The organism is Arthrobacter globiformis (assembly GCF_030818015.1).
Classification (GTDB): Bacteria; Actinomycetota; Actinomycetes; order Actinomycetales; family Micrococcaceae; genus Arthrobacter; species Arthrobacter globiformis_C.
This window is the reverse complement of sequence record NZ_JAUSZX010000001.1, coordinates 2,766,529-2,788,451: the sequence shown is the minus strand read 5'-3', so window position 1 is coordinate 2,788,451 and position 21,923 is coordinate 2,766,529. Positions and strand designations below refer to the sequence as shown.

At 65.8% G+C, this 21,923-nt stretch carries 18 protein-coding genes; 6 read left to right on the top strand and 12 right to left on the bottom strand.

Going from position 1 to position 21,923, the window contains the following annotated elements; genetic code table 11:
• Positions 1 to 17 precede the first annotated feature (17 nt).
• On the bottom strand, positions 18 to 791 hold the full coding sequence (locus QFZ23_RS13015; RefSeq protein WP_306923492.1) for a trans-aconitate 2-methyltransferase: 774 nt from the start codon (positions 789 to 791) through the stop codon (positions 18 to 20).
• Positions 792 to 923: 132 nt separating this feature from the next.
• On the opposite strand from QFZ23_RS13015, the gene QFZ23_RS13010 reads away from it, so the two are divergent.
• Positions 924 to 3,470, top strand: a complete 2,547-nt coding sequence (locus QFZ23_RS13010) for a DEAD/DEAH box helicase (protein ID WP_306923490.1) — start codon at positions 924 to 926, stop codon at positions 3,468 to 3,470.
• Positions 3,471 to 3,531: 61 nt separating this feature from the next.
• On the opposite strand, the gene QFZ23_RS13005 is transcribed toward QFZ23_RS13010, so the two are convergent.
• Entirely contained in the window at positions 3,532 to 4,341 is an 810-nt protein-coding gene (locus QFZ23_RS13005) for a 4'-phosphopantetheinyl transferase family protein (RefSeq protein WP_306923488.1), read from the bottom strand.
• 87 nt (positions 4,342 to 4,428) lie between these two features.
• Between QFZ23_RS13005 and QFZ23_RS13000 the strand changes: the two genes are divergently transcribed.
• Positions 4,429 to 4,929 carry a GNAT family N-acetyltransferase gene (locus QFZ23_RS13000; RefSeq protein ID WP_306923486.1) on the top strand — a complete coding sequence of 167 codons (501 nt, stop codon included), beginning with the start codon at positions 4,429 to 4,431 and terminating at the stop codon, positions 4,927 to 4,929.
• Positions 4,922 to 6,277, top strand: coding sequence for an alpha/beta fold hydrolase (locus QFZ23_RS12995; protein WP_306923484.1), 1,356 nt, complete (start codon positions 4,922 to 4,924; stop codon positions 6,275 to 6,277). Before QFZ23_RS13000 ends, QFZ23_RS12995 begins: the two co-directional genes overlap by 8 nt.
• A 127-nt stretch (positions 6,278 to 6,404) precedes the next feature.
• Here QFZ23_RS12995 and QFZ23_RS12990 read toward each other — a convergent pair whose 3' ends face one another.
• The 3 genes from QFZ23_RS12990 to coaE all read right to left on the bottom strand — a co-directional run bounded on the left by QFZ23_RS12990 (position 6,405) and on the right by coaE (position 11,063).
• Positions 6,405 to 7,430, bottom strand: coding sequence for a TerC family protein (locus QFZ23_RS12990; protein WP_306923483.1), 1,026 nt, complete (start codon positions 7,428 to 7,430; stop codon positions 6,405 to 6,407).
• A 237-nt stretch (positions 7,431 to 7,667) separates the two neighbouring features.
• The gene (gene uvrB / locus QFZ23_RS12985) at positions 7,668 to 9,767 is read right to left on the bottom strand and encodes an excinuclease ABC subunit UvrB (RefSeq protein ID WP_306923481.1); all 2,100 of its coding nucleotides are present in this window, start codon (positions 9,765 to 9,767) and stop codon (positions 7,668 to 7,670) included.
• A 60-nt stretch (positions 9,768 to 9,827) separates the two neighbouring features.
• Positions 9,828 to 11,063 (bottom strand): dephospho-CoA kinase, encoded by a 1,236-nt coding sequence (gene coaE / locus QFZ23_RS12980; RefSeq protein WP_306923480.1) that lies wholly within the window; start codon positions 11,061 to 11,063, stop codon positions 9,828 to 9,830.
• An 88-nt stretch (positions 11,064 to 11,151) separates the two neighbouring features.
• Between coaE and QFZ23_RS12975 the strand changes: the two genes are divergently transcribed.
• Positions 11,152 to 11,799, top strand: a complete 648-nt coding sequence (locus QFZ23_RS12975; RefSeq protein ID WP_306926835.1) for a YigZ family protein — start codon at positions 11,152 to 11,154, stop codon at positions 11,797 to 11,799.
• Between the two features lie 86 nt (positions 11,800 to 11,885).
• Positions 11,886 to 12,452 carry a type 1 glutamine amidotransferase domain-containing protein gene (locus QFZ23_RS12970; protein ID WP_306923478.1) on the top strand — a complete coding sequence of 189 codons (567 nt, stop codon included), beginning with the start codon at positions 11,886 to 11,888 and terminating at the stop codon, positions 12,450 to 12,452.
• A 110-nt stretch (positions 12,453 to 12,562) separates the two neighbouring features.
• Here the strand turns inward: QFZ23_RS12970 and rpsA are convergent, their stop codons facing one another.
• The 3 genes from rpsA to polA all read right to left on the bottom strand — a co-directional run bounded on the left by rpsA (position 12,563) and on the right by polA (position 18,307).
• Positions 12,563 to 14,038: a 30S ribosomal protein S1 gene (rpsA, locus tag QFZ23_RS12965; protein WP_306923476.1), complete on the bottom strand. Its 1,476-nt coding sequence runs from the start codon at positions 14,036 to 14,038 to the stop codon at positions 12,563 to 12,565.
• A gap of 192 nt (positions 14,039 to 14,230) precedes the next feature.
• Positions 14,231 to 15,532 (bottom strand): GNAT family N-acetyltransferase, encoded by a 1,302-nt coding sequence (locus QFZ23_RS12960; protein WP_306926833.1) that lies wholly within the window; start codon positions 15,530 to 15,532, stop codon positions 14,231 to 14,233.
• Between the two features lie 93 nt (positions 15,533 to 15,625).
• A complete protein-coding gene (polA, locus tag QFZ23_RS12955) occupies positions 15,626 to 18,307 on the bottom strand; it encodes a DNA polymerase I (RefSeq protein ID WP_306926831.1) in 2,682 nt (893 codons plus the stop codon).
• A 136-nt stretch (positions 18,308 to 18,443) separates the two neighbouring features.
• On the opposite strand from polA, the gene QFZ23_RS12950 reads away from it, so the two are divergent.
• On the top strand, positions 18,444 to 19,034 hold the full coding sequence (locus QFZ23_RS12950; protein ID WP_306923473.1) for a hotdog fold thioesterase: 591 nt from the start codon (positions 18,444 to 18,446) through the stop codon (positions 19,032 to 19,034).
• Between the two features lie 24 nt (positions 19,035 to 19,058).
• On the opposite strand, the gene QFZ23_RS12945 is transcribed toward QFZ23_RS12950, so the two are convergent.
• The 4 genes from QFZ23_RS12945 to QFZ23_RS12930 all read right to left on the bottom strand — a co-directional run bounded on the left by QFZ23_RS12945 (position 19,059) and on the right by QFZ23_RS12930 (position 21,852).
• Positions 19,059 to 19,607, bottom strand: coding sequence for a dihydrofolate reductase family protein (locus tag QFZ23_RS12945; RefSeq protein ID WP_306923471.1), 549 nt, complete (start codon positions 19,605 to 19,607; stop codon positions 19,059 to 19,061).
• Positions 19,608 to 19,652: 45 nt separating this feature from the next.
• The gene (locus QFZ23_RS12940) at positions 19,653 to 19,874 is read right to left on the bottom strand and encodes a hypothetical protein (protein ID WP_306923470.1); all 222 of its coding nucleotides are present in this window, start codon (positions 19,872 to 19,874) and stop codon (positions 19,653 to 19,655) included.
• On the bottom strand, positions 19,871 to 21,100 hold the full coding sequence (locus QFZ23_RS12935) for an inorganic phosphate transporter (RefSeq protein ID WP_306923467.1): 1,230 nt from the start codon (positions 21,098 to 21,100) through the stop codon (positions 19,871 to 19,873). The genes QFZ23_RS12940 and QFZ23_RS12935 overlap by 4 nt, the downstream gene beginning before the upstream one ends.
• 188 nt (positions 21,101 to 21,288) lie before the next feature.
• Positions 21,289 to 21,852, bottom strand: a complete 564-nt coding sequence (locus QFZ23_RS12930) for an HAD domain-containing protein (RefSeq protein ID WP_306923465.1) — start codon at positions 21,850 to 21,852, stop codon at positions 21,289 to 21,291.
• Positions 21,853 to 21,923 lie beyond the last annotated feature (71 nt).

The window sequence follows — 21,923 nt, the reverse complement described above, 5'->3', positions numbered from 1 at the left end:
CGGCGGAAGCGGCAGCCCTAAAGCTTGCGGGCCACCGCGAAAATCCGTCGGAACGGGTAAACCGTTCCGTGCGGCGTGCCCGGATAGGCCTCGGCCAGCCGGGTGCCGTATTCGGCCTCGAACTCGGCGGCATCGTCTGGCGACAGCGCAGCCAGCACGGGCCGCAGGCCGGCGCCGCGCACCCAATCCAGCACCGGGTTTTCGCCCGTGAGCACCTGCTGGTAAGTGGTCTCCCACGCGTCTGCCGCGCACCCGGCGTCGAGCATGATCTGCAGGTAGCGCGCGGGGTGCGCCACCGCCTCGTCGTGGCGCAGCACGCCAGCGAGCTTGCCGGCCCATCTGGGCGACTCGGCCACGTCCCGCATCAGGGTGTGGGACGCGGAGGAGAAGTTGCCCGGCACCTGGAGGGCGAACCACGCCCCCGGTTTCAGAGCCTTGAGCCAGGTTGCCAGCAGTTCCGGGTGCCCGGGGACCCATTGCAGGGCCGCGTTGCTCACCACCACGTCGGTGTCCGCGGATGGCAGCCAGGAAGCGATGTCTCCAAGGCTGAACTCCAGTAGCGGCGCTGTCTGCCGGTGCTGCTCCGCCGTGGCCAGCATCTCGGCAGATGAATCCAGTCCCACCACCCGCGCGGAAGGCCAGCGGGCAGCGAGCGTAGCGGTCAGGTTGCCGGGGCCGCAGCCCAGGTCAACCACCTCCCGCGGGGAGTCGGCAAGGATGCGGCCGGTCAGGTCAAAGAACGGACGCTGCCGGTAGTCGCCGAACTGGACGTACTTGGCGGGATCCCACACATGGCCTCCGGTTGCTCGTGGCGGTTGTTCGTGAACAGTCTGCCCGGACGGCCGATGGTCCAGACATCGCGAGCCTAGCGCCGGACCGGCGCGAAATGGTTGCGGGACGCGCGGGCACTAAGCTGGAAGGCAATGAAACTCGTTGAACAGCTCCCCGCCCCGTCCGCACGGATCACCACCGGAACCGGCGCGGACCCGGACACGCTGTACGAGCGCTTCGTGGAGTGGACCGAAAGCCGGGGCCTGCAGCTCTACCCCGCCCAGGACGAGGCGATCATGGAACTGGCCTCCGGCGCCAACGTGATCCTCGCAACGCCCACCGGATCCGGCAAGTCCCTCGTCGCCGTTGCCGCCCACTTCCAGGCGATGGCCCGCGGTGAGCGTAGTTACTACACGGCCCCCATCAAGGCCCTGGTGTCCGAAAAGTTCTTCGCCCTCTGCGAGATCTTCGGGGCGGAGAACGTCGGCATGATCACCGGCGACTCCGGGGTGAACCAGGACGCCCCGATCATCTGCTGCACCGCCGAGATCCTGGCCAACACCGCGCTGCGCGAAGGCGCCGCGGCCGATCTGGGCGCCGTCATCATGGACGAGTTCCACTTCTACTCCGATCCGCAGCGCGGCTGGGCATGGCAGGTTCCGCTGCTGGAACTTCCACAGGCACAGTTCCTCCTGATGTCCGCCACACTGGGCGACGTGAGCCGATTCGAAGCCGGCATGACCGAACTCACGGGACGGCCCACCACCACCGTCAGCTCGGCGGAACGCCCGATTCCGCTGCACTACTACTACCGCGAGACGCCGGTCCACGAGACCCTCGAAGAGTTGCTGGGCACCAAGGAAGTGCCAGTCTACGTGGTGCATTTCAGCCAGGCCGAAGCCATCGAGCGCGCCCAGACGCTCATGAGCATCAACGTGTGCACGCGCGAGGAAAAGGACAAAATCGCCGAGCTCATCGCGAACTTCCGCTTCGCGGCAGGCTTCGGCAAGACCTTGAACCGCCTGGTCCGGCACGGCATCGGCGTGCACCACGCGGGCATGCTGCCCAAGTACCGCCGGCTCGTGGAGCAGCTGGCCCAGGCCGGCCTGCTTAAGGTCATCTGCGGCACGGACACGCTGGGCGTGGGAATCAATGTGCCCATCCGCACCGTCGTGCTCACCGCACTGAGCAAGTACGACGGCGTACGCACCCGGCTGCTCAACTCCCGTGAGTTCCACCAGATTGCCGGAAGGGCCGGCCGTGCCGGCTACGATACGGCCGGCACCGTGGTGGTCCAGGCCCCCGAACACGTGGTGGAGAACGTCAAGGCGATGGCCAAGGCCACCGCAAAGTTCGGCGATGACCAGCGGAAGCTGCGCCAGGTTGTGAAGAAGAAGCCGCCGGAGGGGTTCGTGTCCTGGGGCCAGCCCACGTACAACCGGCTGGTGGAGTCCGTTCCCGACCCGCTGAACTCCAGCTTCGCCGTGACCCATGCGATGCTCATGAACCTCATGGAGCGTCCGGGCGACCCGTTCGCTGCCGCCCGGCGGCTCCTCACCGAGAACCATGAAACCCGCCCTTCCCAGCTCCGGCTCATGAAGAAGGCCTTGGGGATCTACCGGGAGCTGCTCGCGGCCGAGGTTGTGGAGCGTATCCCTGCTGCAGAGCAGGGGGCGGACGGCCGCACGGTGCGCCTGACCGTCCACCTGCAGCCGAATTTTGCCCTCAACCAACCGCTGTCCCCGTTTGCCCTGGCCGCGCTGGACCTGCTGGATCCAGAATCGCCCTCATACGCAGTCGACGTGGTCTCCGTGATTGAAGCCACGCTGGAGAAGCCGCGGCAGATCCTCTCTGCGCAGCAGAAGAAGGCACGCGGCGAGGCAGTGGCCGCCATGAAGGCAGACGGCATCGAGTATGAGCAGCGGATGGCCATGCTCGACGAGGTCACGTATCCCCAGCCGCTGGCGGAAATCCTGGGCGAGGCCTTCGAGGTGTACCGGAAGGCAGCGCCGTGGGTGGGCGACTTTGAACTGGCCCCCAAGTCGGTCATCCGGGACATGTACGAGCGCGCCATGAACTTCGGTGAGTTCGTGCAGTTCTACGGCCTTGCCCGTTCCGAAGGCATTGTGCTGCGGTACCTGGCGGACGGTTTCAAAGCGCTCCGGCAGACCGTGCCGCAGGATGCGCTGCGTGAAGACCTCGAGGACCTGATCGCCTGGCTGGGTGAGCTGGTGCGGCAGGTGGACTCCAGCCTGCTGGACGAGTGGGAGGAACTGACCTCCGGTGCCGCGCCGACCCCGCACGATGCCCCGCCTCCCCCGCCGCCGTCCCTCACGTCCAACATCCGGGCTTTCCGGGTTATGGTCCGCAACGAGATGTTCCGGCGCGTCGAGCTTTTTGCAGACGAGGACGCCACTGCCCTGGGCGAACTCGACGGCGACGCCGGCTGGGACGCGGACCGCTGGGAGGACGTCCTGGACGACTACTTCGACGAGCACGACGACATCGGCACCGGCCCTGGCGCCCGCGGACCCGGGCTGCTCATCATCACCGAGGAGCCCGGCGTCTGGAAGGTCCGTCAGATCTTCGACGACCCGGCCGGGAACCACGACTGGGGGATCTCCGCCGAGGTGGATCTGGCCGCCTCGGACGAGACGGGCACTGCGGTGGTGCGGGTTACCGGTGCGAACCGGCTCTAATCTCCCTGACATGGACTCGGTCGAATGGTGCGTCCCGTCCCTACGGACAGACCGCAGAATCTCACAGCTTCAGGACAACCGCCACTGCCGCAGTGAGGGAACCCGGCAGCCCCACTGAATCTGGCTCAACGGCGTCGACCAGCCACCGATGGCGGCCGCCTTCCTGCCCCTCCACCAGAGGCACCCCGGTTACGAAGGGCCCGGCCGGCGCCGTTTGCAGAAGGTCCGGCAGCAGCGGAACGGGACCCGCTACGTCCAGGAGACCCGGGTCGACGACGGCCAACCCCCTGCCCAGCGCTTTGAGGACTGCTTCCTTGCGCGTCCACAGATGTGTCTGGACACTCGGCCGGAGTGCGGGCTCCACTCTCTGAAGGTGTTCCCGCTCGCGCTCCGAAAGGGCAACCGCCCCGAACCCTTCGAAGCCTGCGGCTGTGCTGCCTTCAAGGTCCACGCCAACTCCCAGCACCTGTTCATCTGTTGTCGCGGCCAGCAGGCACCAGTCCCCCGCCCGGCTCAGGCTCGCCAGTACGGTGGGCCTGGACGGACCGGCCTGGTACCGGGGCGTTCCGTGCACGTGGTCGCTCCGGGTGCACTCCCGGCAGTAGTAGTCAGCCTGCAGTGCGCCAGCACCGACTCCTGCGGCCCTTGCCGCCTGGCGCCGCAGCGCTATGCGTCCGGCCAGGAACCTGTCCCGCTGCAGTTCGGAACGGAACGACGCCGCCCGCTGGCGCTCGCCGTCGTCCAAAGTATCGGCCTGGCGAAGGTCTATGCTGGAGAGCATCACAGCGGCCAGAAGGATCCGTTTAGGATCCGGTTCGGCTGGCCTTTCCACGCCGTCCCCGGAAGGGTTGCTGCACTGTTGGTAGGTCATTGGAGTCAACAGCCTATACTCCGGGTGCATCCTGCCCTGCGTGCTGCGGCCTGATCCAGCAAGCCCGGACCCAGTAAGCTCGGACTCATGAGTGCAATCCGTCCCGCAACACCCGCCGACGTTCCCGTAATCCTGCAGTTCATCCACGAACTGGCTCTCTACGAAAAGGAGCCTGACGCCGTCCGCAACACCCCCGAGATGCTCACCGAGGTGCTCTTCGGCAGCAACCCGCGCGTGTACGCCAACATGGCCGAGAACGAGGACGGCGAGGTGCGTGGCTTCGCACTCTGGTTCCTGAACTACTCAACGTGGGAGGGCGTGCACGGGATCTACCTGGAGGACCTCTACGTCACCCCGGAGGCGCGCGGCGAGGGCCACGGGAAGGCTCTCTTGCAGCATCTGGCGGCGACCGCCGTCGAACGCGGCTACGCACGCGTCGAATGGAGCGTGCTGGACTGGAACGAACCGTCCATCAACTTCTACCGGAAGCTCGGTGCGTTCCCGATGGACGAATGGTCCACGTTCCGGCTGACCGGAACGGCGCTGGCCGAATTCGGCAGCCGCAGCGAGGTCGGTGTCCATGGCTGAGGCAACGCTGGACACCACTGTGCATAAGGACCCCCTCCATACAGTCCGCGCCAGGCACCAGTTCCGCGGCATGCGCACGGCGGAACACTACTTCACGCTTCCGCTGGACCATTTCGCCGGCCCGGAGGGAGAAGACGGGGCAGAGAGAATCACAGTGTTCGCCCGCGAGTACGTGTCCGCCGAGCACAGTAAGGCAGAGGCGGCCGATCTGCCGTGGCTCCTGTATCTGCAGGGCGGCCCCGGCGGACGCGGCAACCGCTTAGCGTCGCTGGGCGGCTGGAGCAAGGCAGCCGCAAAGGACTTCCGCATCCTGATGCTGGACCAACGGGGAACCGGACTATCCTCCCCCATTGACCGCAACACCCTGCCGCTGCGCGGGGATGCCGCGGCGCAGGCGAGGTACCTTGAGCACTTCCGTGCAGACTCGATCGTTGCCGACGCCGAGCTCATCCGCCAGGCTCTCGGCGCGGAGCCGTGGACCGTCTACGGGCAGAGCTACGGCGGCTTCTGCGCGCTCACCTACCTGTCGTTCGCGCCCACCGGACTGCGCGAGGTGCTGATCACCGGCGGGCTTGCCCCGCTGACCGGTTCCCCCGACCGGGTCTACCGCGAGACCTTTAAGCGGGTGGCAGCCCGCAACGCAGAGTACTTCGGCTGGTACCCCGAGGACCGGGAAACCGTAAACCGGGTCACCAATCACCTCCGCAGCACGGCGGAACACCTCCCGGACGGCTCTCCCCTCACCGTGGAGAGGTTCCAGATGGTGGGATCCTTCCTCGGCGGGAATACCCGGGTGGACAGCCTGCACAACCTGCTGGAGGACGCCTTCGTGGAGACGCCCGGCGGTCCGCGTCTCTCAGACCCGTTCCTGGAGCAGGTCCGCACGCTGGTCTCGCGCGCGGCCAACCCTCTATACGCGCTGATGCACGAATCCATCTACGGCCAGGGTGCGGCCACGGACTGGGCCGCCTGGCGGGTCCTCAAGGAGTTCCCTGAGTTCAGCCCGGACGCCGCCGAGGTTCTCCTGACCGGCGAGATGGTCTACCCGTGGTACTTCGAGCAGGATCCCGCCCTGAGCCCGCTCAAGGACGTGGCGGAACTGCTGGCGGCCAAGGCTGACTGGACGCCGCTCTATGACACTGCACAGCTGGCCGCCAACATCGTGCCGGCGGCCGCCGCCGTGTACCGCGACGATATCTACGTGGACCACGGGCTCTCCCTGGAGACCGCCGCCACCGTCCGCAAGCTGAAGACTTGGGAAACCGGCGAGTTCCACCACGACGGCATCGCCGACGACGGTGAGGCCATCTTCGGCCGCCTGCTCGGCATGGTCCGCTCCGCCCGCTGAGACCAGCGCGAACGGACACTTCAGCCCCCGCCCGAACGGACACCTAAGCCCCCGCCCGCACAAGACAAAGCAACCCCGGCCACCTGGTGGCCGGGGTTGCTTTTCCGCTGAAACGGATCCGTAGAACCTAGTCGACGTCGCTCAGGCTCTTCCGGGCGTCCTCCTCGAGGCGGGCGTCCAGCTTGGCCTTCTGCGCGCCGGAGGTCACCAGGCTGGCGATCACGGCGATGATGATCGTGCCGATGATGACGGCGAGGGACACATAGGTGGGGATTTCCGGAGCCCATTCGATGTGGTGCCCGCCGTTGATGAACGGCAGTTCGTTGACGTGCATGGCGTGCAGGACCAGCTTCACGCCAATGAAGGCCAGGATGATGGACAGGGCGTGCTTCAGGTAGATGAGGCGGTTCATCAGGCCGCCAAGCAGGAAGTACAGCTGCCGCAGGCCCATCAGCGCGAAGATGTTGGCCGTGAACACGATGAAGGCGCTTTGCGTCAGCCCGAAGATTGCCGGGATGGAGTCGACGGCGAACAGAAGGTCAGTCATGCCAATGGTGATGAAGACGATCACCATTGGGGTGAACACCTTCTTGCCGTCGACCGTGGTGCGCAGCTTGCCGCCGTCGAACTTCTCCGACATGGGGATGACCTTGCGGAGCTTGCTGATGAGGGCGTTTTCCTTGTCCTCTTCGTCTTCACCCTCGTCCTGCGCCTGCTTCCAGGCGGTCCAGAGGAGGAAGGCGCCGAAGATGTAGAAGACCCAGCTGAACTGTTCGATCACGATGGCGCCGAGCATGATGAAGATGCCGCGCAGGATCAGCGCGATGATGATGCCCACCATCAGCACTTCCTGCTGGTACTTACGCGGCACCGAGAAGCGGGCCATGATGATGATGAAAACAAACAGGTTGTCGATGCTGAGGCTGTATTCAGTCACCCAGCCGGCCACGAACTGGCTGCCGTACTCGGGTCCCGTGAACATGAACATGGCACCGGCGAACACGAGGGCCAGTGCCACGTAAAAGGCCACCCAGAGGCCGGCTTCTTTCATTGAGGGTTCGTGCGGACGGCGCACTACCAGAAGCAGGTCCATGAGGAGGATGATGCCGAGGACGACGAACGAGCCGACCTCGAACCAGACGGGAAGTTCCACAAAAATGCCTTTCGCAGGGTACAGAAAACCGGTGTAAGTCTCTCCGGCGAACCTGTGCACTTGGTGCTGATGTGGCTGCCCGCTACGCCCGGCAGGGCATCTGTGCCCTGCGTGCTGACGTTCGTAGCGCTTGGGATACTCCCCTACGTGACCTCAACTTTACCCTAGAGGCGGCGCCCGATGCGCCAGGTGACGTCGCGCCCCGTGGCTTACCGACCGGCCGCGCCCCTGTCAGCCTTAGGCGTGCCCGGCCGACTGCATCTGGCGCAGTTCCTTCTTCAGCTCGGAAACCTCGTCGCGGATCCGGGCAGCCACTTCGAACTGCAGCTCGGCGGCCGCTCCGTGCATCTGTTCGGTCAGCTGTTCGATCAGCCCCACCAGGTCCTCTGCAGGTGCCGCTGCCAGCCCGTCGGCGCGGACGGTGGCCGCGCCCTTGGCGGCGGACTTGCCCCGCTTGGCGCCCTTGGCGAGGCGGTTGTTGTTGAGGAGCTCCTGGGTATCGGCGTCTTCCTTGGCCAGCTGGTCAGTGATGTCGGCGATCTTCTTCCGCAGCGGCTGCGGATCGATGCCTCTTTCCGTGTTGTACGCCACCTGGATGGCCCGGCGCCGGTTGGTCTCCTCGATGGCGTGGGCCATGGAGTCCGTGATGCGGTCGGCGTACATGTGCACCTGTCCGGAGACGTTACGTGCGGCACGGCCGATGGTCTGGATCAGCGACGTGGACGACCGCAGGAAGCCTTCCTTGTCGGCGTCCAGAATGCTCACCAGTGAGACCTCGGGCAGGTCCAGGCCTTCCCGGAGCAGGTTGATGCCCACCAGGACGTCGAACGTGCCCATCCGGAGTTCGCGGAGCAGCTCCACGCGCCGCAGGGTGTCCACGTCCGAGTGCAGGTACTCCACCTTCACTCCGTGGCCCAGGAGGTAGTCGGTCAGGTCCTCCGCCATGCGCTTGGTAAGCGTGGTGACCAGGACACGTTCATTCTTCTCTGTCCGCGTTTTGATTTCACCGAGCAGGTCGTCGATCTGGCCCTTGGTGGGCTTGACGACCACTTCGGGGTCGATGAGGCCGGTGGGCCTGATGATCTGCTGGACAAAGCCGTCAGCCTTGCCAAGTTCGTACTTTCCGGGAGTGGCGGACAAGTAAACGGTCTGGCCTACGCGTTGGAGGAATTCGTCCCACTTGAGTGGACGGTTGTCCATGGCGGAGGGCAGGCGGAACCCGAAGTCCACCAGGTTCCGCTTGCGGGACATATCGCCCTCGTACATGGCGCCGATCTGCGGGACGGTGACGTGGGATTCATCGATCACCAGCAGGAAGTCGTCAGGGAAATAATCAAGGAGGCAGTGCGGAGCCGTACCGGGGGCACGGCCATCAATGTGCACGGAGTAGTTCTCGATGCCGTTGCAGAAGCCCATCTGCTGCATCATCTCGAGGTCGTACGTGGTGCGCATCCGCAGCCGCTGGGCTTCGACGAGTTTGTTCTGGCTTTCCAGGACCTGCAGCCGGTCGGCGAGTTCGTCTTCGATCCGCTTGATTGCTCGGGCCATGCGCTCGGGCCCGGCAACATAGTGCGAGGCCGGGAAGACGTACATTTCCTCCTCGTCCCGGATCACTTCACCGGTCAGCGGATGCAGCGTGTGGATGTTTTCAATCTCGTCGCCGAAAAACTCGATCCGGATGGCCAGTTCCTCGTACATCGGGATGATTTCCACGGTGTCTCCGCGGACCCGGAAGGTGCCGCGGTGGAAGTCCATGTCATTGCGCACGTATTGCATGGCGACGAACTTCCGGAGCAAATGGTCGCGGTTCATCTCCTCGCCCTTGCGGAGAGTGACCATACCGGCGATGTACTCCTCGGGTGTGCCGAGGCCGTAGATGCAGGACACCGTGGCCACCACTATGACATCGCGGCGGGTCAGCAGGGCGTTGGTGGCGGAGTGGCGAAGCCGTTCCACTTCCTCATTGATGGAGGAGTCCTTCTCGATGAAGGTGTCCGTCTGCGCCACATAGGCCTCGGGCTGGTAGTAGTCGTAGTAGGAGACGAAGTATTCCACCGCGTTGTTGGGCAGCAGCTCGCGGAACTCGTTGGCGAGCTGTGCCGCGAGGGTCTTGTTCTGGACCATCACCAGGGTGGGCCGCTGCACCTGCTCCACCAGCCACGCCGTCGTGGCGCTCTTGCCGGTGCCCGTGGCGCCCAGCAGGACCACGTCCTTTTCACCGTTCTTGATGCGTTCGGTGAGTTCGGCGATGGCCGCCGGCTGGTCACCGGCCGGCTGGAACTCGCTGATGACCTCGAAGGGGGCAACGACGCGGTTGATCTCCTGCGCAAGACTCATGTATCTAATCTACCGCCGGCCACTGACAGGAACCCCTGATTCAGCTTTGGGCTGCACCTGTCACCTCTGGGCCGCGTTGGCGGAATCGGAAACGTACGACGGCGGCTGCCAGCCGCTGCTTTCGGCCCACCGTTCCATTCCGGGAGCCGCGACGTCGCGGAACCAGGCCTCCTTGTCGTCGGCATAGCCGGAGGTGTTGGCATCGGAGGCGTGCAGGGCTGCCACCCGGCGCTTCTCCGCTGCATACTTCTCCCGTGCGGCCGGGTCGGCGCGAAGCCAGTCGCGGAAGCAGAGGGCGAAGCGCCAACCCGGTGAACCTGCCACCCGGACATGGAGGTTTACGGGACGCGCGGGATCGGCGTTGCCGTGCAGGCGCTTGGACCAGGCAGCGGGGTCGTGGCGTCCGTGGGGGCTGTCCATCAGGATGCCCGGCCAGGGCGGGAACCCCGCGGCACCCAGCAGGGGCGCAATCCGGTCTGCCGTGGCGAGATCAGAGACCGCGAGCTGCAGGTCGATGACGTCCTTCGCCTCGAGGCCGGGAACCGACGTCGATCCTATGTGGTCCACAGCCAGGATGTCCTCCGGCGCCGCGACCTTCAGCCGCTCGGCCAGGCCTGCAGCCTGGCGCGGCCAGTCGGAGTTCGGCGTGGCCAGGACTGGCGCGCCCCTGCGGGCGGCCACTGTGGCCTGGCTGATGTTCCGCGCGAAAGGCAGCAGCCGCTCGTCCCACAGCCCGTCCACCGCTGCCAGCAACTCCTCGCGCGTGCCCGAATTGGTGAGGACCACGTCCGCCGCGGCGAGCCTGTCCTGCCGGGACGCCTGCGCGGCCATCCGTGAACGGGCATCCGCTTCAGTCATTCCACGGTGCTCGGTCATGCGCTGCAGCCGGACATCCTCGGGCGCATCAACCACCAGAACGAGGTGGAAGTTACTCTGCTGTCCGGTTTCCACCAGGAGCGGAATGTCCTGCACCACCACCGCGTCCTCCGGAGCGGCCGCTATCACCGCCGCGGCGCGTTCCCGGACCAACGGATGGACGATGCCGTTGAGCTCCTCACGCCGTTCCGGCTGCTGAAACACGATGGCACCGAGGCGCGGCCGGTCGAGCCGCCCCTCGCCGTCGAGGATCTCCGGGCCGAACGCGTCCACGACGGCGGCGAGGCCAGGAGTACCCGGTTCCACGACTTCACGGGCGATCGCGTCGGCGTCGACGAGCACAGCCCCCAGCTCCGCCAGACGTGTTGCCACCAGCGACTTCCCCGAGGCGATGCCGCCCGTCAACCCAATCTTCAGCACTCCCCAAGACTAAACTGAACCGGTGGCAGACGAGGCAGTTCCAACACAGACAGAGACGACACAAAGCAGGCAGTCCGCGTACACCACCCTGGCTGCGGGGGACGGATTCCGCCACGAGATCGAGATCAAGCGTTCCCGGTTCATCACCGTGCTGCACCGCGCGGCGACCGAAGAAGACGCCCGCGCCCTGGTGTCCGAACTCCGCCGCGAGTTCCATGACGCACGGCACCACTGCTCGGCCTTCGTGCTTGGGCCGGACCGGGACATCCAGCGCTCCAGCGACGACGGGGAACCCTCGGGCACGGCCGGGATCCCTATGCTGGAGGCCCTTCTCCGGCGGGAAACTGCCCCAGGGGTGACGGACCTCAGCGACGTGAGTGCCGTCGTCGTGCGCTATTTCGGCGGGATACTGCTGGGAGCCGGCGGGCTGGTGCGCGCCTACTCCGATTCTGTCTCGACGGCGCTCGAGTTGGCTCCGATGGTGCAGCGCCGGCGGCTGCGCATTTGTGCCGTGCGGGTACCGCACACCGCGGCCGGGCGGCTCGAGAACGACCTGCGCAGCGCGGGCTATGCGATGGCGGAAACCGGCTACGAAGCCCAGTCCACGGTGCTGCGGCTCGCCCTGCCGGATACGCCCGATGACCTGGCGGCGGCCGCCGACCGGCTGGCCGCCTTGACCGCCGGAAGTGCGGCCCTCCAGCGCGAGGGCACGGAGTGGATTGACGTCCTGCGCTGACGGCTGATCCAGGAAATCATCAGCTTGCTTATGAGTTTTCGCTTTTCTAGGGTGGACCTGTAAGGCATCACAGGAAAGGAGGACTCATGTCAGAGCACAACATCACCGGCAAGAGGGTCGCGTTTCTGCTGACGGACGGCGTGGAGCAGGTTGAACTGACCAGCCCGTGGGACGCCGTCAAGAACGCCGGCGGCGAGCCTGTCCTGGTGGCCCCGAAGAGCGGCAAGCTGCAGGGTTTTGAGGGCGTAGAGAAGGGTGACACCTTCGACGTGGACCTGACCCTGAAGGACGCCAATGCCTCGGACTTCCATGCCCTGGTGATTCCGGGCGGCGTGGTGAACGCCGACCATCTCAGGGTGGACAAGGACGCCCAGGCGTTTGCGCGGAGCTTCTTCGAGCAGCACAAGCCGGTGGCGGCCATCTGCCATGGCCCGTGGCTGCTTATTGACGCGGGCGTCGTCAAGGGCAGGAACCTCACCTCGTACCACACGCTGGCCACGGACCTTCGGAACGCGGGCGCCAACTGGAGCGACCAGGAAGTCGTGGTGGACCAGGGCTTCGTGACCAGCCGGAAACCGGACGACCTCCCGGCATTCAACGACAAGGTGCTGGAGGAGATCGCCGAAGGCGAGCACGCCGGCCAGACCGCCTGACGCAGCCAATCAGGCAGCCTGCGAGCAACAAACTGCGGGCAACAAAAAAGGTGGCCGCCCCCTTTCGGGGACGGCCACCTTTTTACTGGCTTTCAGCCAGCGCGGGGCAATTAGTTGCCGGTCAGCTTCTCGCGCAGAGCGGCAAGAGCCTCGTCCGAAGCAAGCGTGCCTGCACCGGAATCGGTGGCAGCCGGCTCGGAGGAGTAGCTGGTGGTGCCGGAGTCGCTGTCCCCGGACGTCGCAGCAACGGCGTCGTCGGCAGCGTGCTGGGCAACCTGCTTCTTGTGTGCTTCCCAGCGGGTCTGGGCGTCAGCGTACTGCTGCTCCCAGGCTGCGCGCTGTGTTTCGTAGCCTTCAAGCCACTCGTTGGACTCGGGGTCGAAGCCCTCCGGGTACTTGTAGTTGCCCTCTTCGTCGTACTCTGCGGCCATGCCGTACAGAGCCGGATCGAACTCGGTGCTGTCGGCGTCAACGCCCTCGTTCGCCTGCTTGAGGGAGAGGGAGATGCGGCGGCGCTCGAGGTCGATGTCGATGACCTTGACGAACAGTTCGTCGCCAACGGAGACAACCTGCTCAGCCAGCTCAACGTGGCGGACAGCCAGTTCGGAGATGTGAACGAGGCCTTCGATGCCGTCTTCGACGCGGACGAACGCACCGAACGGAACCAGCTTGGTGACCTTACCCGGAACAACCTGGCCGAGGGCGTGGGTGCGGGCGAAGGTCTGCCACGGATCTTCCTGCGTAGCCTTGAGCGACAGGGAGACACGCTCGCGGTCCAGATCCACTTCGAGGACCTCGACGGTGACTTCCTGGCCAACTTCGACAACCTCGGACGGGTGGTCGATGTGCTTCCAGGACAGCTCGGAAACGTGAACCAGGCCGTCTACGCCGCCCAGGTCCACGAAGGCACCGAAGTTGACGATGGAGGAAACGACGCCGGGACGGACCTGGCCCTTTTCCAGCTTGTTGAGGAAGGTGGAGCGGACCTCGGACTGGGTCTGCTCGAGCCATGCACGGCGGGACAGCACAACGTTGTTGCGGTTCTTGTCCAGCTCGATGATCTTGGCTTCGATCTGCTGACCGATGTACGGAGCCAGGTCGCGCACGCGGCGCATCTCGACGAGGGATGCGGGCAGGAAGCCGCGCAGGCCGATGTCGAGGATAAGACCACCCTTGACAACCTCGATGACGGTACCGGTGACAACACCGTCTTCTTCCTTGACCTTCTCGATGTCGCCCCAGGCGCGCTCGTACTGAGCACGCTTCTTGGAGAGGATCAGGCGGCCTTCTTTGTCTTCCTTGGTGAGCACCAGGGCTTCGACCTGATCGCCAACGGAGACGACGTCTCCGGGGTCAACGTCGTGCTTGATGGAAAGCTCGCGGGAGGGAATGACACCTTCGGTCTTGTAACCGATGTCGAGCAGAACTTCGTCGCGGTCGACCTTGACGACGGTACCTTCGACGAGGTCTCCGTCGTTGAAGTACTTGATGGTCGCGTCGACAGCTGCGAGGAAGTCCTCAGCGGTACCGATGTCGTTGATCGCGACTACGGGGGTACCGGGCTTCTCGGTGGAGGTGATGGTCATGTAGTAGGGGCTCCGTTGTGGATAGTTAGTCGGTCAGGCAAACCGCCGCGCCTGCGTTATGGAACGCAGGCGCAGGTGCGGGCACTTCGCAGGGAAGTGCCTGGTCATCCTGATTTTGTGGATTGAAGAAAAAACGTGCACGTAGTACACGCCCGTTTATTCTAGTGGCAAGCGCCAACCGGGGTCAAAGCGTTAGAAATGCGTCAGGCAGTGTGGCGCGCGTTCGACGGCGAACATCCGGGCGGCGCGGAACGCCGCGTCCGGCGTGTGCACCAGAATGCGCCCCGACGCCGCCAGCGTTACGGGGTTGACTCCGCCGAGGTAGATGGCGGACAGCGCCGCCACATCCAGCTCGAGGTCCGGCGCACTGATGTCCGGCGCGCCGCTCTCCACGGCCGTGACGACGGCGTTGCCGCCATCAACCGCCAGGGCGAACGTGCCACCGGTCAGGCCGAGGGAGTCGGTGACTTGCAGAACCAACCGCCCGTCGGCCGGATACTGCCGGGCTTCCAGCGCCTTCGTCACGTCGAGGATCCGCAGCCAAAGCATGTCCCGCGCCGCCGACGTCTCCACGCAGCGCGCGTCCTCGAGAGCCCACCGCAGCGGGTCGTCCACCGGCGCTTCCTCCCAGGTGACGCGTTCCACGAGGTCGATGGCGGCCAGGTACTGCCACAGCTCGAGGTACGCTGCCCCGGTCGCCGCGACCAGGTCCACGACTTCCATGGTGAAGGGGGTGCTGGACCAGCCGGCGAACCTGTAGGAGACGTAGCCGTCCACGTCGCCGCCGGGCCCGTAGTGCAGCGCCACCTTGACCTTCGGGTCTTCGCCGCCGTCTCGGCTGACGGAACCCGAGGCGAACTGCCGGTAGAACTCATGCCGGCCGATCGATCCGGGCGTGCTGCGGTGAGCACGGTCGAAGACTTTCGGAGCCAGCTCCAGAAGAACCTTGGGATCGGCAACTTCGACACTGCCCACCGGCGTGTGGTTGAGCCTGAAACGCGCCGTGGTGTCCACCTTAACGGCCTGCTCGGACGTTGCGACCCCGAACCCGAACCGCCCGTAGATCGAGGCCTCGGAGGCCGTGAGGGCTGCCATCGCGAGGCCTTCCTCCCGGGCCAGGGCCAGGTCCTCCCCCATCATGCGGCGCAGCAGGCCGCGGCGCCGGTGGGACGTTCGGACCGTCACGGCAGTCACCAGCCGGGTGTCCAACAGCCTGCCAAAACCGATGTTCAGGGTCTTGGTCATTGTGCCGAAGGTGGCTACAGGCACATCGGCGCCGAGCGAGTGACCGGCAACAGTTCCTGTCTGGTACGCACCGGTCATGACGCGTTGGTCCGTGCGCTGCAGTTCGATGCTCGTGTCCACGCGCTCATCGCTGCGCCGGGCTTCGTGGAAGCCGAAGGCAACCGCCCGCATCCAGGCAACCGAGTCCGCGTACGCGGGATCGTCTTTGGCCGCCGCTTGGAACCGACGGATTTCATAGTCAGCGCTCAGATTAGACACAACCCCGAGCCTAGCCAATCCAGCCGCCGGTCCGGTACCGGCACGCCGCTGGCGCGCCGGTACCGGACCCAAGGCCCACCAACGCTAGTGGCCGGCGTCGTACCAGCTGGTGCCGACGCCGATCTGGACTTCCAGCGGAACGCTCAGTTCAGCGGCGGCAGCCATCTGCTCCGTGACGAGCTTTTCGACTGCCTCGCGTTCGCCCTTGGCCACTTCCAGCACGAGTTCGTCATGGACCTGCAGCAGCATCCGTGACTTCAGTCCCTGGGCAGCCAGTTCCGCATGCACGCCCAGCATGGCGCGCTTGATGATGTCCGCGGCGGAGCCCTGGATCGGCGAGTTCAGGGCGATGCGTTCTGCGTTCTCCCGCAGCTGCCGGTCCGTGCTGGTGAGGTCCGGCAGGTAGCGGCGCCGGCCCTCGATCGTGGCGGTGTAGCCGTCCACCCTGGCCTGGTCCACCACGCCGCGGAGGTAGTCGCGCACGGCACCAAACCGGTCGAAGTAGTCCTTCATGAGGTTCCTGGCCTCGTCCACCGAGATCTCGAGCTGCTTGGACAGTCCGAAGGACGTCAGCCCGTAGGCCAGGCCGTAGGACATCGCCTTGACCTTGGAACGCATCGCGCTGGTGACCTCGGCCGGCGGCACGTGGAAGATGGACGAGCCGACGAAGCGGTGCAGGTCCTCCCCCTCGCGGTAGGCCTCGATCAGCCCGGCATCCCCGGATAGGTGCGCCATGATGCGCATTTCGATCTGCGAGTAGTCCGCGGACAGCAGGCACTCATAGCCGTCGCTGACCACGAAGATGCCACGCACGCGGCGGCCTTCCTCGCTGCGGATGGGGATGTTCTGCAGGTTGGGGTTGTTGGACGAGATACGACCGGTGGCGGCCACGTTCTGGGCGTAGGTGGTGTGGATGCGCCCGTCCTCGGCAACCGACTTCTTCAGCGTCTCCACCATCTGCCGCAGCTTCGCCGATTCGCGGTGTGCCATGAGCTGGACCAGGAATTCATGCCCGGTCTTCTCCAGCAGGTTCTTCAGGGATGCCGCGTCCGTGGTGTAGCCGGACTTGATCTTCTTGGTCTTGGGCAGTTGCAGTTCATCGAAGAGGACGGTCTGCAGTTGCTTCGGCGAGCCGAGGTTCACCTCGTGGCCGATCGCTGCGAACGCCCGCTCCTGGGCGTCGTCGATCACCCTGGCCAGATCCGCCAGCTGTTCGTCCATCAGCTCCATGGAGACGGCGATGCCGGTCTTCTCCATGTCAGCCAGGACACGGCTCACCGGCAGTTCCAGCGTGGCCAGCAGGTCCTCGGCCTTGCGGTCCTTCAGTTCCGATTCGAAGTACCGGCTCAGTTTATGGACGACGGCGGCCACCTGGACCAGCGCGCCGGACGCCGCGGCGGAGTCGTCGTCGAACGACAGCTCCAGCTGGCCCGCCTTGGCGGCCTCGGGCGTGATGTGGATGTTCAGGTGGAACTGTGCCAGTTCGGCCAGTTCATAGGTGCGGCGGTCGGGCTGGATGAGGTAGCCGGAGATGGAGGTGTCATCCACCACGCCCTCCAGGCCGAACCCGCGGTTGGCCAGTGCCTTCAGCGCCGCCTTGTAGCCGTGCATCACCTTCGGGGATCCCGCGTCCCGGAGCCACTGCGCCAGGATGTTTTCCGCGTCGGCGTCCAGCATGGTGAGGTCCACGTACGCCGCGGCATCGTCCCGCACTATCGCGACGGCGTCCGCATCTTCGCCGATCCGGCCGGGCAGCACGTCCACGGCAAGGGCAGAGCGCTGCCCGGCCCCTGCCTGAAGGAACGCCCGGAGCGCGTGCGCGTCCGTGAGCGTTGCGAAGTCCCTGGTCTCCAAGGCTTCGCGTTCAGGCGCCGGAGCCTCGCTGGCGTAAAGATCAAAGAGCCGGGTGCGGATGGTCTTGAATTCGAGCTCGTCGAAGAGCTCCTCGAGCGCCTGCTGGTCCGGCCGCGGATCAGCCAGCTCGTCCAGCGTCACCGGGAGGTCAAGGTCGGTGTGGAGCTGGTTCAGCTTGCGGTTGCGCTTGACGGCGTCCACATTGGCGCGCAGCGATTCCCCCACCTTCCCACCGATGGCATCGAGGTGGTCCAGCACGCCTTCGAGGCCGCCGTAGAGGTTGATCCACTTGGCGGCCGTCTTTGGCCCGACGCCGGGGACGCCCGGCAGGTTGTCCGCGGTCTCGCCCACCAGGGCCGCGAGATCCGAATAGCGGGAGGGGCTGACGAAGTACTTTTCCTCTACCGCGGCGGCGTCCATGCGCGGGATGTCGCTGACGCCCTTCCTCGGGTACAGCACGAACACGTTGTCGGTGATGAGCTGGAAGGCGTCGCGGTCGCCGGACACGAGCAGCACCTCGTAGCCGGCCTTTTCGCCCATCGCGGCGAGCGTGGCCAGGATGTCGTCCGCCTCGTAGCCGGGCATCTTGATGGTCTTGATGCCCCAGGCGCCCATGACCTGGTCAATGAGGTCGATCTGGCCGCTCATTTCCCGGGGCGTCTCGTTGCGGCCGCCCTTGTACTCGCTGTACTCGGCCTTGCGGTGAGTGGTGTCATCCGAGACGTCGAAAGCGACCGCGACGTGGGTTGGCTTCTGTTCCTTGATCAGGTTGATGAGCATGGACGTGAAGCCGTGGATCGCGTTGGTGTGCTGGCCCCGGGCGGTCGAGAACTTGTCAGCCGGGAGGGCAAAGAAAGCCCGGAAGGCCATGGAGTGCCCGTCCAGCACCAGAAGCCGGGGCTGCTCCGTCATAGGAACGACGGGAGCCTCGGTGGCCGACACCGATCGGGCGTCAGGCGAGGACACCGGAATGTCCTGAAGGGTCTGGGTTGTGGACGGAATTGGGGCCGGTTTGGTTGTTTCACTCACAGGTGCCAGCCTAGTTGCCATGATGGACAATTTCACGCCCGGGCCCGCCGGTGAGGCCAGCCCCACAGAGGCCAGCCCGACGCCGGAAGCACGCTCCGCCGTCGGAACGCCTGCCTCGGTTGAAGCGCCAGCCGCGGTGGAAGCCGCGGTGGAAGCCGCGGTGGAAGCACAGTTCAGGGAAGAGCTGTTCGCCGCCGGCGTCCCGGAACACCTCCACGACTGGCTCGCCGACTACGGCATCGGTGCCTTGGTGGTGAAGATGGGGATCCGGTTCCTGGAGATGAGCCCCGAACGGTGCGTGGCCACGATGCCGGTCGAGGGGAACACCCAGGTGGCAGGGATCCTGCACGGCGGCGCGCACGTGGTGCTGGCCGAAACCCTGGGGTCGTTTGCCGCCGGGATGCATGCCGGTCCCGGCCGGCAGGCGCTGGGCATCGAGGTCGGCGCCACACACCACCGCGCCGTTTCCGCCGGCACGGTGACCGGAACCTGTACGGCCATCCACCTCGGCCGCACGCTGACCACCCACGAAATCGTGATGACCGACGAGCAGGGACGCAGGCTGTCCACGGCGCGCATCACCAACCTCATCCGGGACACCGGCCGGTAGACGGAAAACTAGCGCGCCTCCAAACTAGCGCGCAGGCCAGCTGTACCGGAGCTCCACGATCCCCCGCCCCTGGGGACGCGCCTCCTGCAACTCAAGTGGCGCCGTCGGGCCCTGGCCGAGCGGAAGAAGCCGCTTTCCGCCGCCAAGCACCACGGGGATGACCGAGACGATCAGTTCGTCCAGAAGGCCGGCGCCGGCGAACTGGGCGGCGAGCTCGCCGCCGCCCACCAGCCAGATGTTTTTGCCGCCGGCGTCACGCCGGAGGTCGTCGATGAATTCGGTCACCTCGCCGCGCACGAACGTGATGTCTGCCCCCGGCGGGGCGCTGAACTCGTGGTGGGTGAAGATCCAGCAAGGCGTGCCGGGGTAGGGCCAGTTGCCGGGTTCGTGCTCCATCAGCCACTCGTAGGTGGTCCCGCCCATGACGATGCAGCCGACGCCGGCCATGAAGGTTTCGTAGCTTTCCTTGCCGCCTTCGAAGCCGTCGAACTGCAGCAGCCAGGCAAGATCGTCGTCTGCGGTGGCGATGAAGCCGTCGAGGGAGGACGCAACGTAATACTGGACACTGGGCATGCGCCCAGCCTAGCCAGTCCGGTTCCCTCTTCCCAGAGGACGAGGCTAGCTGCTGAAGTACGGGATGATGAGGTAGAGCCCGAACAGCACGGCGATTCCGCAGAGCCCGAAGCAGGCGTAGGAGAGGTACTTGACCCACGCCGGCGCGGCGACCTGGCGGTCACCGGCGATGGCGGTAAGCCGGACGCCGAGGGAATAGAGGACCACGACGGTCACGGCGGCGACCAGTGTGGCGCCGGCTACGGTGAGGAGTTCCAGCCACTTCATCGCTGCGGGCCCTTCGGGTTGTTGTTCTTGGCGCGCTCGGCGGCGCGTGCCCTGGCGAGGGCCTTCTTCTTTGCCCAGCGGACTGCCTGCCCTGCTTCTTCGACCTCCACGGCATTGTGATGGCCAACCTGGGACTTGCGGGATACCAGGAACATGTAAAGCACCGCCCCTGTGCCGGCCACGGCCGCGATCACCACACCGGCAACGCCGGTCTTCACCAGCAGCGCAGTCAATGCTCCCACGATGCCAGCAGCGGGCAGGGTCAAGAGCCAGCCGACGGCGATCCGTCCCACCATGCCCCAGCGCACCGTGGTGCCCCGGCGGCCCATTCCCGAACCGATCACAGATCCGGAGGCCACCTGGGTAGTGGACAGGGCAAAGCCCAGGTGCGAGGAGGCCAGAATGGCGGAGGCCGTGCTCGACTCGGCTGCGAAGCCCTGGGCGGGTTTCACCTCGGTGAGTCCCGCACCCATGGTCCGGATGATCCGCCAGCCGCCGGCGTAGGTGCCGATGGCAATGGCTAGCGCGCAGGCTGCGATCACCCAGAGCTGCGGGCCCGAGCCGGGCTCCTGCGTTCCCGCCGCGATCAGCACCAGGGTGATGATTCCCATGGTCTTCTGGGCGTCGTTTGTGCCGTGGGCCAGCGCCACCAGGCTGGAGGTGAAGACCTGGCCGTTCCGGAAGCCGCCGCGCTTCTGCGTCAGCTTGCTGCCCGTCTCGGGATCATGCCGGGACGTCAGCGCGTAGGCGATGCGGGTGCAAACGTAGGCGACAAGTCCGGCGATGACCGGAGCGAAGACGGCGGGCAGAATGACCTTCTGGAGCAGCGTCTCGAGGTTGACGGACTGGAAGCCGATGCCGACGACCGCGGCCCCGATGAGGCCCCCGAAGAGCGCATGGGATGAACTGGAGGGCAGTCCCTTGAGCCAGGTGATCATGTTCCACAGGATGGCGCCCATGAGGCCCGCGAAAATAATGTCGGGGGTGATCTGGACCCCGCCGGACCCCTCACGGATGATGCCGCCCGAGACCGTCTTGGCAACTTCCGTGGACAGGAACGCGCCAACCAGGTTCAGGGCCGCCGCGAGGGCAACCGCAGTCTTGGGCTTGATGGCACCGGTGGCAATGGGCGTGGCCATCGCGTTTGCGGTGTCATGGAAACCGTTCGTGAAGTCGAAAAATAATGCCAGCGCAATGACCAGCGCCACCATGAAGGTGATGTCCACCTGTTGCCCAATCTGCAGAGTCTACGTACAGCAGTTCCACTTCCCCTGCCTGCACTGCAAAGCATAGTTCACCCGGTGTTCGGCAAAACGTCTGAGGGTGGGGATAGCGGAGCTGCAGGGCGGGCTTGAAACCTTATCGATGGTACGCGTCCTGCAGACGAGGTCCAACCTGCAACGCGTAGGCTCTGTCACACCTGCCGGTCCGGACGCCGGGCGAAGGCGCGGATCGCCTCCAGGTCTCCCGGCGACAGGCCTGTCCGGGGATCCGGTGAGACCAGCAAAGCACGCCGGCCAAGGATCCGCGCCCACGCCTGCGCCCGGCCCTCGAAGGCGAGCTGGTCGTCCACCCAGATGATCCGCTCCGGCGTGTTCCTTCCAACATCCGCTTGGAGGGCTTCCAGCTTCCACCACTCCGCGCCGCTTCCCGCCCCGTCGGCGGTCAGCACCGGCCACGAGCTTCCCTCCAGTCCCGTAACCGGGCAGAGCACTGCAGGCGCCAGCTCCTCCCAGCTGGTGAGCCAGACGAAACGGAGCCCGGGCCACAGCCGCAGCCGGTTCAGGGCCGCCACCAGCTCCGCCGCGTAAGCCACCTCCAGCATCCCGGCGTAGGCATACTGCCAGGCCGAGCCCCATGGCGTTGTGCCCGTGGGGCCGAACGGGCACACGACGCCGTCGACGTCGAGGTACAGGGTGACCCTAGCCTCCGGGCCGCCATTCAGCGCGGCGTTCCCGTTTGGCGCGGCATTTCCCACGGCATTCCTCCAACGCCTGCAACCGGCGCTGGACTCAACGCTACGGAACGCCCGCGGGGCGAGGCAATGCT

Coding starts and splice junctions, on each gene's coding strand:
- QFZ23_RS13010 (WP_306923490.1), top strand. CDS start 924: ATGAAACTCGTTGAACAGCTCCCCGCCCCGTCCGCACGGATCACCACC.
- QFZ23_RS13005 (WP_306923488.1), bottom strand. CDS start 4,341: ATGACCTACCAACAGTGCAGCAACCCTTCCGGGGACGGCGTGGAAAGG.
- QFZ23_RS13000 (WP_306923486.1), top strand. CDS start 4,429: ATGAGTGCAATCCGTCCCGCAACACCCGCCGACGTTCCCGTAATCCTG.
- QFZ23_RS12995 (WP_306923484.1), top strand. CDS start 4,922: ATGGCTGAGGCAACGCTGGACACCACTGTGCATAAGGACCCCCTCCAT.
- uvrB (WP_306923481.1), bottom strand. CDS start 9,767: ATGAGTCTTGCGCAGGAGATCAACCGCGTCGTTGCCCCCTTCGAGGTC.
- QFZ23_RS12970 (WP_306923478.1), top strand. CDS start 11,886: ATGTCAGAGCACAACATCACCGGCAAGAGGGTCGCGTTTCTGCTGACG.
- rpsA (WP_306923476.1), bottom strand. CDS start 14,038: ATGACCATCACCTCCACCGAGAAGCCCGGTACCCCCGTAGTCGCGATC.
- polA (WP_306926831.1), bottom strand. CDS start 18,307: ATGACGGAGCAGCCCCGGCTTCTGGTGCTGGACGGGCACTCCATGGCC.
- QFZ23_RS12950 (WP_306923473.1), top strand. CDS start 18,444: ATGATGGACAATTTCACGCCCGGGCCCGCCGGTGAGGCCAGCCCCACA.
- QFZ23_RS12945 (WP_306923471.1), bottom strand. CDS start 19,607: ATGCCCAGTGTCCAGTATTACGTTGCGTCCTCCCTCGACGGCTTCATC.
- QFZ23_RS12940 (WP_306923470.1), bottom strand. CDS start 19,874: ATGAAGTGGCTGGAACTCCTCACCGTAGCCGGCGCCACACTGGTCGCC.